At 69.1% G+C, this 14,756-nt stretch carries 13 protein-coding genes and 2 pseudogenes; 8 read left to right on the plus strand and 7 right to left on the minus strand.

Annotated elements, in window-relative coordinates:
* Window positions 1-110 precede the first annotated feature (110 nt).
* Window positions 111-1,010, plus strand: coding sequence for a PaaI family thioesterase (locus tag WME97_RS42345; protein ID WP_437546395.1), 900 nt, complete (start codon window positions 111-113; stop codon window positions 1,008-1,010).
* Between the two features lie 103 nt (window positions 1,011-1,113).
* Here the strand turns inward: WME97_RS42345 and WME97_RS42350 are convergent, their stop codons facing one another.
* Both WME97_RS42350 and WME97_RS42355 read right to left on the minus strand, forming a co-directional pair.
* A complete protein-coding gene (locus tag WME97_RS42350) occupies window positions 1,114-2,322 on the minus strand; it encodes a cytochrome P450 (RefSeq protein WP_437546396.1) in 1,209 nt (402 codons plus the stop codon).
* Window positions 2,323-2,337: 15 nt separating this feature from the next.
* Complete coding sequence (locus WME97_RS42355) at window positions 2,338-4,815, minus strand: proprotein convertase P-domain-containing protein (RefSeq protein ID WP_437546398.1); 2,478 nt, start codon at window positions 4,813-4,815, stop codon at window positions 2,338-2,340.
* A gap of 317 nt (window positions 4,816-5,132) precedes the next feature.
* On the opposite strand from WME97_RS42355, the gene WME97_RS42360 reads away from it, so the two are divergent.
* Window positions 5,133-5,411 carry a hypothetical protein gene (locus WME97_RS42360; protein WP_437546400.1) on the plus strand — a complete coding sequence of 93 codons (279 nt, stop codon included), beginning with the start codon at window positions 5,133-5,135 and terminating at the stop codon, window positions 5,409-5,411.
* Between the two features lie 193 nt (window positions 5,412-5,604).
* On the opposite strand, the pseudogene WME97_RS42365 reads toward WME97_RS42360, so the two are convergent.
* Window positions 5,605-5,838, minus strand: a pseudogene (locus WME97_RS42365) (transposase domain-containing protein); the annotation flags it as partial.
* Between the two features lie 88 nt (window positions 5,839-5,926).
* Here WME97_RS42365 and WME97_RS42370 point away from each other — a divergent pair.
* The 4 genes and pseudogenes from WME97_RS42370 to WME97_RS42385 all read left to right on the plus strand — a co-directional run bounded on the left by WME97_RS42370 (window position 5,927) and on the right by WME97_RS42385 (window position 8,506).
* Window positions 5,927-6,145, plus strand: coding sequence for a transposase domain-containing protein (locus WME97_RS42370; protein WP_437546402.1), 219 nt, complete (start codon window positions 5,927-5,929; stop codon window positions 6,143-6,145).
* 82 nt (window positions 6,146-6,227) lie between these two features.
* Window positions 6,228-6,869, plus strand: a pseudogene (locus WME97_RS42375) (transposase); the annotation flags it as partial.
* A gap of 201 nt (window positions 6,870-7,070) precedes the next feature.
* A complete protein-coding gene (locus WME97_RS42380) occupies window positions 7,071-7,472 on the plus strand; it encodes a hypothetical protein (protein WP_437546404.1) in 402 nt (133 codons plus the stop codon).
* A 2-nt stretch (window positions 7,473-7,474) separates the two neighbouring features.
* Window positions 7,475-8,506 carry a hypothetical protein gene (locus tag WME97_RS42385; RefSeq protein ID WP_437546406.1) on the plus strand — a complete coding sequence of 344 codons (1,032 nt, stop codon included), beginning with the start codon at window positions 7,475-7,477 and terminating at the stop codon, window positions 8,504-8,506.
* 167 nt (window positions 8,507-8,673) lie between these two features.
* Here WME97_RS42385 and WME97_RS42390 read toward each other — a convergent pair whose 3' ends face one another.
* The 3 genes from WME97_RS42390 to WME97_RS42400 form a co-directional block, all read right to left on the minus strand.
* A complete protein-coding gene (locus WME97_RS42390) occupies window positions 8,674-9,132 on the minus strand; it encodes a hypothetical protein (protein ID WP_437546408.1) in 459 nt (152 codons plus the stop codon).
* 609 nt (window positions 9,133-9,741) lie between these two features.
* Window positions 9,742-9,933 carry a transposase domain-containing protein gene (locus tag WME97_RS42395; protein ID WP_437546410.1) on the minus strand — a complete coding sequence of 64 codons (192 nt, stop codon included), beginning with the start codon at window positions 9,931-9,933 and terminating at the stop codon, window positions 9,742-9,744.
* A 379-nt stretch (window positions 9,934-10,312) separates the two neighbouring features.
* On the minus strand, window positions 10,313-11,908 hold the full coding sequence (locus tag WME97_RS42400; RefSeq protein ID WP_437546412.1) for a sensor histidine kinase: 1,596 nt from the start codon (window positions 11,906-11,908) through the stop codon (window positions 10,313-10,315).
* 192 nt (window positions 11,909-12,100) lie between these two features.
* On the opposite strand from WME97_RS42400, the gene WME97_RS42405 reads away from it, so the two are divergent.
* Both WME97_RS42405 and WME97_RS42410 read left to right on the plus strand, forming a co-directional pair.
* Window positions 12,101-12,577 carry a hypothetical protein gene (locus WME97_RS42405; RefSeq protein ID WP_437546413.1) on the plus strand — a complete coding sequence of 159 codons (477 nt, stop codon included), beginning with the start codon at window positions 12,101-12,103 and terminating at the stop codon, window positions 12,575-12,577.
* Between the two features lie 91 nt (window positions 12,578-12,668).
* A complete protein-coding gene (locus WME97_RS42410) occupies window positions 12,669-13,085 on the plus strand; it encodes a thiol-disulfide oxidoreductase DCC family protein (protein ID WP_012240487.1) in 417 nt (138 codons plus the stop codon).
* A 113-nt stretch (window positions 13,086-13,198) separates the two neighbouring features.
* On the opposite strand, the gene WME97_RS42415 is transcribed toward WME97_RS42410, so the two are convergent.
* A complete protein-coding gene (locus WME97_RS42415; protein ID WP_437546415.1) occupies window positions 13,199-14,707 on the minus strand; it encodes an FAD-dependent oxidoreductase in 1,509 nt (502 codons plus the stop codon).
* Window positions 14,708-14,756 lie beyond the last annotated feature (49 nt).

A 14,756-nucleotide genomic window follows, 5' to 3' on the forward strand; every position in this document is an offset into this window, starting at 1 on the left:
CTCTCCGTGCTTCACCCGGTTTCGCCCGGTACCTCGTGCCTGGAGGACGAACGGCCGGAAGGTCCGTATGCGAGGCTGGACGACTCCGGCCAACCTCAGCAGACTACCGCATGACCAAGAACCTCAAGACGTGGTTCGAGGACGGCTCCTATCCGGCCGACCTCGGGGTGAAGATCGAGGCCGCCGACGACGCGCGATCGCGCCTCTTCCTGCCCTACGAAGAGCGGAATACCATGTTCGGGCTGGTCCACGGCGGCGCGCTCGCGTCGCTCGTGTCGATCTCCACGCACGCCATCGCGCGTGATCCCTCTCGCGCGGTCACGGAGCCACTCCGCACCGTCTCGATGCACGTGGGCTACGTGCGCGCGGCGCGCAAGGCGGTGACGGTCGAGACGCGGGCATTGCGCCGCGTGCGTGAGCTGGGCTTCTTCGAGACGCTCATCACGGACGTGGACGGGAATGCGGTCGCACACGCCTCGTCGACCGTGAGCGAGGCCGGGCCGGACAGCGCACCGGCGGAATTGCGTCCCCTTACCGATCTTCCCGAGGGAGAGCGCGCCGGCGTCGCTCCCTCGGACGACGCGGAGGGCGGCGGCGCGGGAGCGATCCGCGCGGCGATGGCGGCCAGTCCATTCCTGTCGCGAAGGCAGCTGCGCCTCCTGGGCATGCGCCGCGGGGCGGTCGAGATGGCGATGGATGCAGCTGCGACGAACCTCGACGGCAACGGCGCCACGCACGAAGGGGCCGTCCTGACGCTCCTCGATGCCGCAGGCGCCACCTGCCCGTGGACGGTCGTCCCGCCGTCGCCGGGGGCGTCGGGCGCGACGATCGCCCTGAGCGCGCAGGTCCTCGGACCGTTGCCCCGAGCCGGGCTCGTCGCGCGCGCCGTCGTGCGTGCGCGCGATGCCCGGATCTGCTGGACCGACGTCGCCGTCGTCGACGGCGCCTCTCGGATCGCGCACGCCTTCGGAACGGTCGTGTACCGCTTCAGCGAGAAGAGCTGGTCATGATCGGTCAGCCGAGCGAGCGCCTAAGCGCCTCGAGCGGCGCCTCGGGTGCGCGGGACCGCCGCGGCCCCGGGCGCCGCCGCCGCATGCGGCTCGGCGCACCGCGCTACCGGGCAGGGCGCTCGCACCGGACCGGCATCGACTTCACGCCGCTCACCCAGTTCGAGCGGAGCCGCACGGCCGGCCCGGCGAGCTCGAGATCGGGGAGCCTGCGCAGGAGCTCCTCGAAGGCGACCCGCGCTTCCAGGCGCGCGAGCACGAGGCCCAGGCACACGTGCGGGCCGATGCCGAAGGAGAGGTGCTCGTTGGGCGTCCGGCCGACATCGAATTTGTGCGGATCGCTGAAGACCGCCTCATCGCGGTTGGCCGAGACGTACCAGAGCACCACCTTGTCCCCGGCGGCGATCCGCTGCCCGTGGAGCTCGATGTCCCGCACCGCGGAGCGCCGGAAGTAATAGACCGGCGGCGTGAAGCGCAGCATCTCCTCGATGGCGGTCGGGAGGAGCGAGGGATCGTCGAGCAGGCGCCGGCGCTGGTCGGGGTGCTCGAGGAGCGCGAGCATCCCGTTGGATATGAGGTTCTTCGTGGTGTCGTGGCCGGCCGTGAGCAGCAGGTTGAAGAAGCCGCCGAACTCCGTATAGGAGAGCTTCTCGCCGTCCACCTCGGCGGCCATGAGCAAGCTCAGCATGTCGTCCTTGGGCTCCTTCCGCCGCTGCTCGGCGAGCTGGTGCGCATAGGCGTTCATGTTGTGGAGCACGGCGTTCAGCTCCTCGGGCGTGACGCCGTAGGCGGGATCGCTGGCCCCGAAGAACCGCGTCGTCCAGTCGAGCATCTGCTCCTGATCCTCGCGGGGGACGCCGATCACCTGGAGGATCACGGAGAGAGGCAGCTTGCCCGCGATGTCGCTGGCGAAGTCGCACCCGCCGCGCTCGCAGGCGTCGTCGATGAGCCTCGTCACGAGCTCCCGCACGTGGCCTTCGAGGCGCTGGATGACACGGGGCGTGAACCCCTTGCTGACCAGCGCCCGGAACCGGGCGTGCCGGGGCGGATCCATGATGATCATGACATCGGGGTTGTCGCGCATGTCCCCCGGCGGGAAGTCCTCGATGAAGATGCCGCGCCCCGAGCAGAACGCGGCCGGATCGCGCGAGATGCGGGCGACGTCGGCGTGCCGCGTGATCGCCCAGAACCCCCTGCCCGCCGGCTCGGGGTGCCAGTGGACGGGCGCCTCTCGGCGGAGGATCTCGAAGCGATCGTGCGGCGCGCCCGCGAGGTAGAGGTCCGGATCGAGGATATCGACGGTTTGAGGGGTCATCTGGGCAGGATCTCCTCAGGGGCTTGGCGAGCGCAACCGCTTGCGACGCATTCTGAGCAGCGTGATGAGCGCGAGCGCCGCGGGCCATGGCCAGGGGGGCTCTTCGCGACCCACGAAGCGGCACCCGCAGCCGCCCGTCGTGTCGCTGCTGGCGGATGGGTCGCCGTTCGGGCCGGCGCCCGTGGTGCTGCCCGACGTGGCGGTGCCGGTTCCCGCGCCGCCAGCGCCGCTGGCCGTCGCGCCGCCCTCGCCCGTGGAGCTGCTCCCGCTCGTGCTGGCGCCGGTGACCGCCGTGGCGCCGCCGGTCCCCGCGCCGCCGGCGCCGCTGCCCGTCGCGCCGCCTTCGCCCGTGGTGCTGCCGCCGCTGCCCGCCGCGGCACCGCCGACCCCTGCGCCGCCGGCGCCGCTGCCCGTCGCGGCGCCGCCGCCCCCTGCGCCGCCACCGCCGCTGCCCGTCGCGCCGCCTTCACCCGTGGTGCTTGCGCCGCTCGTGACGGCGCCGCTGGTCGCCGTGGCGCCGCCGGTCCCCGCGCCGCCGGCGCCGCTGCCCGTCGCGCCGCCCTCACCCGTGGTGCTTCCGCCGCCGGTACCGCCGCCTTCGCCCGTGCTGCTGCGCGGGCAGCCGAGGACCGACACGTCATCGATCGCGAGACCGGCAAGCTGGACGCTCGCGTCGCTGTCGAGGTGGAACACCACCTCCACTCGTTTCCCGGCGTATCCGCTGATGTCGGCGTAGTGCGTGCCCCATCCCGCGCTCTCCTGGAGCACGAGGTTGGAGCTACCGACGGTCGTGGTCATCGATGCGTCAAGGAACTCCCAGAGACGTCTGGCGTTCGCACCCCCGACCTCTCGGATCTCCACCCACCCGTGATCCGAGGACGCGTTGTCGAGCTGGTACTTCATCGCCCAGCGGAGCTGGATCGGCGCCTGCACCCCGGACAGGTCGATCGGCGGGGAGACGAGGTCCTGATTCGAGCTCGCGTTGTACACGCCCGAGAGGTTCGTCTTCCAGCATTGCGTCCCGCCGTTGCACGTCGCGATCGGCGCGGCGCTCGGTGTGCCGAGCGCCCACGCGTCGGCTGTGCCGGCGTGCGTGAAGCCCTGCGCGCCGCCCTCGAAGTCCGCCGACAGCCGGGTGGACGGGGCATCGCCGCCCGAGCACGAGAGCGCGGGGATCGGCGCGTCGCAGATCGTGAGGCTCCACGCGGACAACACGCCGAGGTTGTTCGAGTTGTCCGTATCGTCCCGGAGCGTGAGCGTCCACCGGCCTCCAGCGTTCTCCCCATCGAACCAGCGCAAGCGGTAGTCGAGCTCCGGCTGCACCATCATGCCGTTCAGCAGGGCGAAGTGTCCGGCCGGGAACGCAGCCTCGTCGTCGATCGTGATATCGAGGTTCGGGTAGGTCCTGTTGCCGATATCGGTGAAGAGACCGTTGGTGTTGCCGGCCGGCGAGACGAGGTACACGTCCACGTCGGGGGGCATGGGATGGCTGAGCCGGACGCTCACGTTCAGGTCACCGATACGGGGCGCGCCCGGGACGTTGATGAACGACGTCGTGGGCGCGCCGAAGACGATGTCCCTCGGCACGCTCGCGCTGTCGTACGTGGTGCACCCCACGCTCGGCGCCGCCGGATGCACGCTCACGCTCAGCCCGTAATCACCCGCCGTCACCGAGCCGGTCACGGTCACCCTGTAGGTGCCCGCTGCTTTGACGGTCGCGAAGATGGCGTCCGAGTACGGTGTCTCGACAGGCCCGGATTGGTTGTCCACCTGGATGTCGAACCCGGACCCGAAGGGACCGATCGCGAGCGCGGCAGCGAACTGCGTGAGGTCGCGCGTCGGATCCTGATCGAGGCTCGCGAAGAGGGTGTCGCCGGCGTTGACGGAGAGCGAGTAGCTGTCGACATCGCTCGCGTTGCTGTGCGTGCCAGCGATCCAGCCGGTCGCGGGGAGCGCCTGCGGCGTCGTGTCGTTCGGCTCGACCTCCGCCGTGGGCGCGCCGCTCTGCACCTTGAGGTGGAGGTCGTAGGGGCGCAGCTGGGCGGTCGCGGAGGGCACGCGCACGCGCGCGTAGTAGGTTCCCGCGGTCGCGAGGGGCGTGCCAGCGATGCTCGGCGAGGAGCCTCCGAACGACCCGTTGAAGACGTCGGTCTCCAGTACGGTCGTGCCGTCCTGATCGAGGATGTCGAGGTCGGCGTCCTGCGATGCAGTGGAAGACGCTGTCATCACGGCGGCGTAGACACGGCTCCCGGCGGGCGCCTGGAACGAGAAGAGATCCGTGTCGCCGTCTGGCAAGAGGTTGGCGTGCACGACCGTGTCGCTGGAGATGGCGTTCGCCTGCAACGCCGTCCCGTTGGGCTCCGCCTCCGAGGCGAGCTCCTGTCCGACGGCCAGTTGTGCCCTGCGAAGGCCGTCGCCTTCGCCGCAGCCGGCGAGGATTAACGCCGCCGCCCCCAGCGCGACGGACGAGCTGATGACACCCCTGCTTCTCACTTCGTTTCCCTTCCGTTCAGCTGCCCCACAGCGCCAAGGCTCCGTGGCGGGGCAACATCATAGCTGCTGCCTCGACGCCGTGGGTGCCGACTTCAGGAGCGGGACGTCTGAGGTGCGTGGCTGTGCGCCCCGCAGGCTGTGCGGTGAAGGCGGCTCCTTCGATACATGGATAAGCTGTTGATATAGCGTCACTTTTCCAGGGGGAGCGGGATGATGCGATCGGGCGGGTTTCAGCGGGTTTTGAGGGGGTCGAGGCCGGCGTCGACTTGGCGATGATGGGCGCTAACCCCGCGATCTCTGGTCGGCCGGACGATTCCATGACGCTTCCGGCGGTGCCCTCAGCGGTCATCAACCAGGCGGCGCAGACGACCACTACTCGACCCGAAGCGGCCCTGGCCACGCTCCGGGCGAGCAGTCCGCGCCAGGTGCTCGTCGCGACCCTGACGCAGACCATCACCGCCGCCCACGCGGCGGGCGACCTCGCGACCGCGCAGATCGCCGCTCGCACCCTCTCGGAGCTCTTCAGCGCCCTGAAGGCGCCCGCACACGTCGCGCCCGTGGTCAGCCTCGCCAGCGCCCGGCGCGCGCGATCTTGAGCCCCTCCTGAACGCCACCGTGGCGTAACCACCCGGCCACCGTCATGGGCACGGCCCCTTGCGGCGCTCGCCGGGGTCGACGATGCTGGACGCGGGGCGGCGTCGGCCCCGGACTCGGCGCGGGCACAGGCGGTTCTGCACGGGGCCCGGCGAGGTGGCCTCCGCCTGCGTCGCCGGCGGAGGCCCGCGTTGTTCAGGTCGCGTCGGTGTCGCCGGCTCTCGGAGCAGCGTGCGACGATCTCGCCCATACGTCGGGCAGCAACTCGTCCAGCCGGTCGCGCGGCCAGCCCGCCTTCAGCTTGCCGATGACGTCTGTCGCCCAGGCGAGCGGGGTGACTCCGTGCATCCGACACGAGCCGAAGATCGTATAGCCGATGGCCAGGCGCTGAGCGCCCTTATCGGAGCCCGCGAATAGATAGTTTTTTCGCTTATGTGGAGCTCCACATAACCGTAAGTCCTGGCTCTTCTTCGGCAGCGACGACCACGCTTCGGCCGCCGCCAACCTCTTCTCGCTCGTGGCAAGCTGCAAGCTCCACGGTCTCGACCCCGAGGCCTACCTCGCCGACGTCATCCGCGTGATGCCCTACTGGCCGCGGGACCGCTACCTCGAGCTCGCCCCCAGGTACTGGGCGCGCATTCGCACCCGGCTCGTCGCCGACGAGCTGAAGCTCGCCCTCGGGCCGATCACCGTCCCGCCCCCGCTTCCCGCGGAAGAGCAGCGCACGACGAGCTGACCGGAGCGCTTCCATCGCCCCCATCCTGCACCAGCTGACCGAGGTTGGGGCCGACGGCGCTTCATGCAGCGCTTACAAACAGCCCAATCAGGTCTGGTGTTGGGACATCACCTACCTGAAGAGCGCGGTGCGCGGAGAGTTCTACTTCCTGTACCTGGTGGTGGACGTCTATAGCCGCAAGATTGTCGGCTGGTCGGTCGAGACCGAGGAGTCGATGCTGGCTGTTGCTCGCCTCGTCGAGCAGACCTTCGGCCGCGAGAACGTGGGCTCTGGCTGCCTGGTGCTGCACGCGGACAACGGCGGCCCGATGAAAGGCTCGACCATGCTCGCCAACCTCCAGCGCCTGGGCGGCGTACCCTCCTTCAGCCGCCCTCGCGTCAGCGACGACAACCCCTACGCCGAGGCCCTTTTCCGCACGCTCAAGTACCGGCCCGATTACCCACGCCGCCCGTTCGCCACGGTCGAGCAGGCGCGCCATTGGGTCGAGCGCTTCGTCGCCTGGTACAACGGCGAGCACCTGCACAGCAGCATCCGCTTCGTCACCCCCAACGACCGCCACCAAGGGCACGACGGCGCGCTGCTCGCCGCCCGCCACGCCCTCTACCAGCGGGCTCGCCGCAGGACACCCCGGCGCTGGACCCGCCAGACGCGTAACTGGACGCCCATCGGCCCCGTCACGCTCAACCCTCACACCCACGAGGCCAAAGCACTCGTGGCGACCTGACCGAGTTGCCGGTCAACTATCTTGACACCCCCCGGTGACGGCGGCCCGCGCGCTGGCGGGCGCTCCGATCCACCGCCGCGACCCGCCGCGCTTGGCATACCGGCGCATGAACAGTAGGGACATAATTGCGGTTCAGATCACCGTTGACGCCGCCCTTCCGGTGGGAGAACGGATGCACCCATCCGGAATAGGGAGGAAAACATGGGAGACGGCTTGAAGAAGGCGAGCGCACTCGTGCTGTGCGGCGTCCTTGGGATGGTGTTCGCGTCTGCATGCGACATGGCATACACTTGCGACACGGTCGATCCGGGAAGCGCGGGTGCTGGATACCCGACAGAATCTGTAGGGGCGGGAGACTACCCCAGCAACGGGGAAGAAGACGAGCCGGAAGACGACGATGTGGGCAGCGCACAGCTTGCGATGGCGGGGGGATGCTCACCAATCAACAAATGCACCGAGATGTACGACGCCTGCGTCGCAAAGGGCTATCCATGCAACCGCTACGTCAACACAGGCTACACGCTCTGCTCCATCTGCCAGGACAATTGCTGGCAGGAGCATGATTACAAGTTCAGAGAGTGCTATAGTTGTGGGTTTCGCTGACCATGACACCCCTCACTGACATCCGCACGGCAACGCATGTCACCTTCGACGCGCCGACCGCGGAACAACTGCTGCGCATCGGCGCGACCCGTATCGTGCTCGCTTCCGACCGCCTTCTTACCGGACCGAGCCAGCCGAGTCCTCTGGAGCATGTACGGAAGCGTCAGATGTGGTGGAACTCGGACGAGCTATGGGATAGCCTCTATTCGTCGGAGACCCGGTGGGAGTTGCCTGTCATAACGTGGGTATCATCGAGCCTCCACGAGCGGGTGAATCTCTGGCGGACCTGTAGCTGGTTGCGCGACCTAGGGCTCGCCTGCAACGACATCGTCATCCTCGAGCTTGAGCCCGTCACCCGTTCAAGGGCAAGAAGTCACGAGGGATCGAAGCGTCCGTTTGATTGCAGTCAATCGGTGTCCGACCACCCTGACGACACCCTTCTCGCGCGTATCGAGAAGGCGAGCCCCTGGCCGCCCGAACGCTACGCTCGCGCCGTTCGCCTCTGGAACAGCTACGTCGACGAGGACCCCTTGCCGTTCGTAGAGAGCTGCTCTACTGGTGTCGAAGGCTTTCCAGAGCTTGCTCCCCTGTGGGTATTCCTCTCTTCCTTCTTTCCAAGAAGGACCACGGAAGGAGCCTTGCGCCTGAGTCGATTCGACGAGATCACGCTTTCTCGCCTGTCGTCCGACTGGCAGACTCCGGCGGGCGTGGCCGCGCAGAAGTCGGAGACGCTGGTAGATATGTGGCATCTCCTTTTCTGTACAGGCGATCTGTTTCTACCGCGCCGACTGGAGCACTGGGCAGATCACGAGTCGAGTGCGGCGGTGGAGCGCGCCCCTGGACCGAAGCCGCCTAACGCCGGTTACCCGATGCTCTCGGAAGTCTATCGCCTCACCGAACGCGGGAGACGGCTCCGAGACAAGGGGCTCGATCAGCTCTCGGACGCGCCACGCCTGCCCGTCGCCGGGACCGAGGCGTACTCGCCTTCGGCCCCTTGGGTGCTTCTTGAAGACGGCCGGCTCGCTCGGCTGTGAGGACCAGCCTTGGGCAGGGGGCCGGCAGGGTCGCCTGACCGAGGACACGGGCTGGAGTTCTCCATAGCCCGCGGCGCGGGAGCGCGTCCTCGCGAGCACCGACCGCGCCGAGCGGGACCACTGGGTCCGCCGAGCTGCGGTCGTCGGCGACGCGAGGGAGTTCCTCATCAAATCTCGATGCTTGCTCTGGCTATGGAGTGAGTCACTGTGGTGGTCAGCGCAATTGTGGCCAATCCCCAGCAGCTAATTCTGGCTGCGTGTGGACTATTGATTTTGCCCTCTGTTGGCAGCTCCTGCGGGTGCGTAATTGTGTGCCTGAATCGAATCAGGTCGTCGACAATGGTCTCTGCGAGCTGCGGAAAAGAGCACTGAAATGTGCATCGTACGACCTTGAGCCATTCGTTGAAGGCAGCTCCTCCGCTAGGCTTCAGCCAGGTGTCAAGCTGCTTGCGCGCGGCGTCGAGTCGGTTGTTAAGTGTTTCCGTTGAACCAGAGCGCGTTGGCCGTTGATACTCTGCGCGAATTCGATCGACAATGGTCTGATCTACCCAGTCAGCCGCAGTCGCACGAAGAAATCCCTCCAAGGTCGAGCACAGTGCTGAGGCGTGCATGCTCGCGATCGCCATCGCACTCCTGTTGCGATCGACGTTTTTTTATCCATGTGCGCAGTCCTTCGCTTGTGTCGATTCCCGGGGAGTCCTGATGAATCGCCGCGAATCCAGCGAGATAAGTGAGCACTACGCAGGAGTAGCTGGTTGATGCCTGTATGAATGCATCGTTGCTCTTCCAGATAGGCGATGTTTCGCTCCGGGTTCTTAGCGTTTCGCTCTCCGCGACGAGCGGATGTACGATCGTGTTTATCTGTGCGTACCGTGTTTCCCAGAGTGCGGGGTCGTTCGTTGCTTCCATGGTGGCGTGCTGCTGATGCTAACACGGGGCGGCGCAGAACCAGGGCCGCAAAATGGTCGTGGGTCGTGATCGATGTTACAGTAGCCTGCCGGTATAGCAGTGGAACACGTATGCCGCGCTTCCGGCCAACCTCGTCTGACCGGGAGCACGGGGGCGCGCGTCCGAGCGATGGCCATCGCTCTCCTTGACCGCAACCGCGCACACCCGCGATGGCCATCAAGCGGCTTGCTCGGCGGAGCATCGGCCAGCCTGAGCGTCAACACCAGCGCCGTCCACGAGCTGGCAGCGAGCCGCTGCCGAGCGTCGGTGTTCTCGAGGGTCTGCTTTCAGGACTTGGGAGCGAGCTCGAGGACCCGGTCGCGCGGCCAGCTCGGCAACAGGATCAGCACGTCGCGAAGGTAGGCCCAGGGGTCAATCTGGTGCAGGGCGCAGGAGGCGATCAACGACACGATGATGGCGTTCGACTCCGCCCCGTCGTCGCTGCTGCGGCAAACACTCCTCCAGCAACCACGGAACACTTCATGGCGACCTCCTTGTATCGGCAAGATTCGATACGGATCGAAGCGGTCGCCTGGAAGCCTCTACGGCAAGACCTAGTTTGAGTGGGATGTCGGCGAGCAGCAGGCGTCATCGAGCCGTGCGCGCGCATCCTGAGAGACGTCTCCGCAGGTCGCCCCCGGGGCGGATCGGCGTCGAGCTCCGCGCCTAGTCGCACGGCCACCTCGGCCCACAAGTGCTGATGCTCCGCCTCCGAGAGCACATCCAGGCTTTCCGGCGGAATCTCCGCAAGGCGCGTGTTCAACCGCGCCTCTGCCGCGGCCAACCTCTTCTCGCTCGTGCCGAGCCGCAAGCTCCGCGGTCGCGATCCCGAGACCTACCCGGCCGCGGTCATCCGCGTCACCCCGCCGCCTCCGCCGCCCTCTCGGGCCACCGCGCCTCGAAGCGCGCGCCGCCCCCCGGGGCGCGCTCGTAGCGCAGCGCGCCCCCGTGCCGCTCCAGCCAGCGCGCCGCGACGGCCAGGCCGAGGCCCGTGCCCGGGTGCTTCGCGTCTCGCCCCCGACCCGTCACGAACGGCTGGAACAGCATCGCCTCGATCTCGGCCGGCACCCCAGGGCCGTTGTCCTCCACGCGCACGACAACGAAGCCGCCGTCGCCCCGCGCGACCACCGCCCGGATCCGCCCCTCGGGGCTCCCGTCGAGCGCGATGGCCGCATTCTGCAGCAGCGCCGTGGCCACGTCGAGGAACGCCCCGCGGTCGGCCTCGACGAAGATCGACCCGCCTGACTCGGACGCGACCTCGATGGGCGGCGCGCCCTCACCGACGATCTGCCGGACCTGGCTCGCCGCGAGCCGCAGCGTGGAGAGCACGTCGACCTCGCTCACCTCGAGCGGCCTCGGGCGGCTGTAGCGGAGGAGATCGTCGAGGAAGCGCCTCGCCCGGTCGACCTGGGCGCGCAGTGACGCCACGGTCTCGGGCCTGGCGCCCTGCCGCTCGAGCAGCTTCGCCTGCGCGGCGATGACCCCGAGCGGATTGCGGATCTCGTGCGCGACCGCGCTCGCGAGGCGGCCGAGCTCCGCGAGCCGCTCGGCCTGGTCGGCGCGCACCTCGACGCGCTCGATCTCGTCGGCGAGGTCGCGGACGCCGATGGGCCTCGAGAACAGCCGGCGCCCGAGGTGCTCGACGACGAGCATGCGCAGCGGATCGGACGGGAGCGCGGCGAGGAAGACGACGAAGGCGAGCCAGCCGAGCGACGCGCCGCCGCCCGGCGCAAGCGCGGGCAGGACCTTGAAGAAGACAACGAGACCGAGCGTCGAGAGGAGCGCTGTCAGGCCGGCGTAGGCGAGCCCCTGCGCGAAGACGCGGCGGGAGCGGCCCAGCTCGCCGATGAGCACGGCGTAGGCCACGAGCAGGATGGCGAGGAGCAGGAGCGGCGCGCCGAGGAGCACGTCGCCGAGCCGGAGCACACGCAGCACCACGACGAAGCCGCCCCCGAGCGTGGCGAGCACGCTGCCGAAGAAGAGCGCGGCGATGCGCCGCCGCTGGAGCCCCCGGGCCGCGAGCGCCGCGCGCCCGAGGTGAACGCCGACCACGACCCAGGCGACGGCCATGACGGCCGAGAGCGGGAAGAACAGCGGGCCCGGCGAGCGGGCGCCAGGACCGTAGAGGAGGCGCGGGTCGACAGCCCCGAGCAGCGCGACCGCGGCGCTCACGGCGTAGGCCAGGACGACGGGGCGGCGCGAGGCGCCGGCGACGTCGGCGTAGGCGTGGGCGAGGCCCGCGCAGACGATGATCCCGCTCGGAATGACGTGCTCGGCCAGGGCGAGCGTGCCGTCGGTCTCGAGCAGGATGAGCCCTGTGACCCAGAAGGCGAGGAAGAAGCAGAGCGCGACGAGGCCGCGGCCCACGTTGCGCCCGAGCCGCAGCGCGGTGACCGCGACGGTCACGGCAGCGGCCCAGAGCGGGTAGTACGCGAGAGCGACCAGGGGTCTCACAAGGCCTCGGCGGGGTAGGAAGCCCCGACGATAGCGCCAGAGGCCCCGGGAGCGCGAGGTGTCCACGGCGTGGACAGCGGCCTGCCCATGGCCTGGGCACCGCGGCCCGCCGCCGCGCCTCCATCCGGTCGATCAGCGCGGATCCCGCGGATGGCACGGGCGCTGCTGAGAGGCCTGTCGAGGAGACGAACCATGGCAGAAGCGGTCGAAAGCTATCTCATCGCGGTGTACGGGGCCTATGCGGTCATCAGCGTCGGACTGACGATCTGGATCGCCCGCACGCTGTTCAAGAATGGATCGGTGTTCCTGGAGGAGGTGTTCGCCGACAACCCGAGGATGGCCGAGGCGGTGAACCGCCTGCTCGTGGTGGGGTTCTACCTGGTGAACCTGGGGTATGCGTCGCTGATCCTGAAGGCGGAAGGCTCGGCGACGATGACGGAGGCGGTCGAGGTGCTGTCGTCGAAGCTGGGCCTGCTCTTGCTGTCGCTCGCCGTGATGCACTTCATGAACCTCCTCGTGTTCCACCGCATCCGCCGCCGCGCGAAGCTCGCGGTGCTGCCGCCTCCGGTCGCGCCGCAGATGCGCATCGATCCGCGCACGGAGCGCGCGGAAGAGGAGATGGCCGCGCAGCGACAGCGCCGGCGGGCCGTCGCGGAGGTCTCGGCGTGACGAACGCAGACGCGGGCGTGGGGCGCCGTGGCGCCTCGCGCTGGCGGCGCGGCCAGGCGCCCTGGCCTCCGCGCTGCGAGGAGAGCGGGCCATGATCGAGCGAATCACCGTGCTCTATGACGCCGAGTGCGCGCTGTGCGCGCGGTGCCGCCACTGGATGGAGCACCAGACGGCGCTTGTCGAGATGGAGTTCCTGCCCGCCGGCTCGCCCGAGGCGGCGGAGCGCTACGGGGCCGTGCCTTGGCTCGGCGAGGAGCTCGTCGTGATCAGCGATCGCGGCGAGGTCTGGGCCGGCCCCGCGGCCTTCATCGTGGCGCTCTGGGCGCTCGAGGGGTATCGCGAATGGTCGTACCGGCTGAGCGGCGACACGCTCTCGAAGATGGCGGAGCGCTTCTTCCACGCGCTGTCGGGCAACCGGAAGTGGCTCGCGGGCTGGTTCGGCCACCCCTCCTGCGCGAGCGGCTCCTGCCGGCTGCCGGGAGCGCCGGCGGCAGGGCCTTATCGGTGAAGAGAGGTAGTCTTTCCCGCCAGAGGTCCCGCCAGGGTCCGGAGAGAGATTTCAACGCAAAGTCGCAAAGACGCAAAGACGCAAAAAGAACAGATTATGCGCCGTCGCAACGCTCAACTGAACGCGGCGAGATGGTCCGAAACGGCCGATGCGTCGCCGGCGTCGGAGATCAGCGCGACGTAGCCGTCGGGGCGGATGAGCACGAGAGTGCGCTCCGTCGCGCCGTAGGCGCGGGCGAGATGGCCAGCGGTGTCGGCGACGTCGTCGGGGCCCGCCGGCTGTCCGACGACATGGAGCGTCCTCAGGTCGGAAGCTGAGGCGCCGATCGCAGGCGCGGGCCCGAAGCGCAGCAACGTGAAGCGCCCGCCGCGCGTCAGCTCGAACAGCCGGCGTTCACCGTCCACCGTGGTCAGCTTCGTCGCGTCGGGGGCGCGGTCGCCGGCGCGGAGCAGGGCAGTCTCGTCGCGGTCGTCGCGCGCCAGGGAAGAGCCGCGGTAGTGGATGTCGAGCTGGGTGATGTTCGCATCGCGGCGGAGGGCGACGTCCTTCCGCTCGAGCACCTGCTGGAGGCGCGTGTTCGAGAGCGCGAGCACGCCGGCCGCGATCGGCCGCCGCTCGGCCTCGTAGCTGTCGAGCAATGCCGGCGAGGCGCCCTTCGCGACCGCCGCCAGCTTCCAGCCGAGGTTGTGCGCGTCCTGGATGCCCGTGTTCATCCCCTGGCCGCCGGCGGGCGAGTGGATGTGCGCCGCGTCGCCGGCGAGGAACACGCGACCCGCGCGGTATCTGTCGACGAGGCGAACGTTCGCGCGCCACAGCGACGACCACGTCGGCTCGTGGAGCCGGAGGTCGGTGCGGCCGCTCCGCCGCTCGAGGATCGCCCGCAGGTTCGCGAGGCTGAGCTCGGGGTCCTGTCGCGGCGCGACGACGGCGTGAACGTGGAAGAGGTCGGTCGAGGGCAGCGGGCAGAGGCCGACGACGCCCTCCTCATGCCACCAGATGCGCCAGGCGTCGGGGTCGAGGCCGTCGACGCCGGCGTCGGCGACGATCATCCGCACTTCCTCGCGGGTCTCGCCCTCGAACGCGATGCCGGCCTGCTTGCGGACGATGCTGTGGCCGCCGTCGCAGCCGACCAGCCAGCGCGCGGCGACCGTCTCCGCCTCACCGCCCTTGACGACCACCGCCGACACGCCTTCGTCGGACTGCTCGAAGCTCGCGAGCGCAGCACCGAACTCGACCGCGCCGCCGAGCTCCAGGAGCCGCAGCCGCAGCGCTTCCTCGGTGCGCCACTGGGGCGTGATCAGGCTCGCCGGATAGGGGATGTCGGAGCGACCCTTCAACGCCTCGGGGACGGCGCCGCCCAGCGTCTCCCGGCCGTCGGGAGCCGTGGAGAGGATCGGCATCGCCATCCGGCCGTGGGCGATCACGCGATCGACGATGCCGAGATCGTCGAAGACCTCGAGCGTGCGCGGCTGGAGACCCTTGCCGCGCGAGCCGGGCCGCGGGCCTGGGGCGGCCTCGATCAGGCGGAAGGACACGCCGCTGCGGGCGAGCTCGCAGGCCAGCGTCAGCCCGGTCGGGCCGGCGCCGACGATCAGCACTGCGCACGCCTCGGGATCCGCCATCGTCAGCCTCCGGTTGAAGAGAGCGATCCATCTCTTATCATCGGAGGCG

Origin of the sequence: Sorangium sp. So ce367 (assembly GCF_051520455.1) — a bacterium.
GTDB lineage: Bacteria > Myxococcota_A > Polyangia > Polyangiales > Polyangiaceae > Sorangium > Sorangium cellulosum_B.

What these genes read in the sequence shown, in the direction of transcription:
- WME97_RS42345 (WP_437546395.1), top strand. Translation starts at nt 111, where the DNA reads ATGACCAAGAACCTCAAGACGTGGTTCGAGGACGGCTCCTATCCGGCC.
- WME97_RS42350 (WP_437546396.1), bottom strand. Translation starts at nt 2,322, where the DNA reads ATGACCCCTCAAACCGTCGATATCCTCGATCCGGACCTCTACCTCGCG.
- WME97_RS42360 (WP_437546400.1), top strand. Translation starts at nt 5,133, where the DNA reads ATGACGCTTCCGGCGGTGCCCTCAGCGGTCATCAACCAGGCGGCGCAG.
- WME97_RS42380 (WP_437546404.1), top strand. Translation starts at nt 7,071, where the DNA reads ATGGGAGACGGCTTGAAGAAGGCGAGCGCACTCGTGCTGTGCGGCGTC.
- WME97_RS42385 (WP_437546406.1), top strand. Translation starts at nt 7,475, where the DNA reads ATGACACCCCTCACTGACATCCGCACGGCAACGCATGTCACCTTCGAC.
- WME97_RS42390 (WP_437546408.1), bottom strand. Translation starts at nt 9,132, where the DNA reads ATGGCGATCGCGAGCATGCACGCCTCAGCACTGTGCTCGACCTTGGAG.
- WME97_RS42405 (WP_437546413.1), top strand. Translation starts at nt 12,101, where the DNA reads ATGGCAGAAGCGGTCGAAAGCTATCTCATCGCGGTGTACGGGGCCTAT.
- WME97_RS42410 (WP_012240487.1), top strand. Translation starts at nt 12,669, where the DNA reads ATGATCGAGCGAATCACCGTGCTCTATGACGCCGAGTGCGCGCTGTGC.
- WME97_RS42415 (WP_437546415.1), bottom strand. Translation starts at nt 14,707, where the DNA reads ATGGCGGATCCCGAGGCGTGCGCAGTGCTGATCGTCGGCGCCGGCCCG.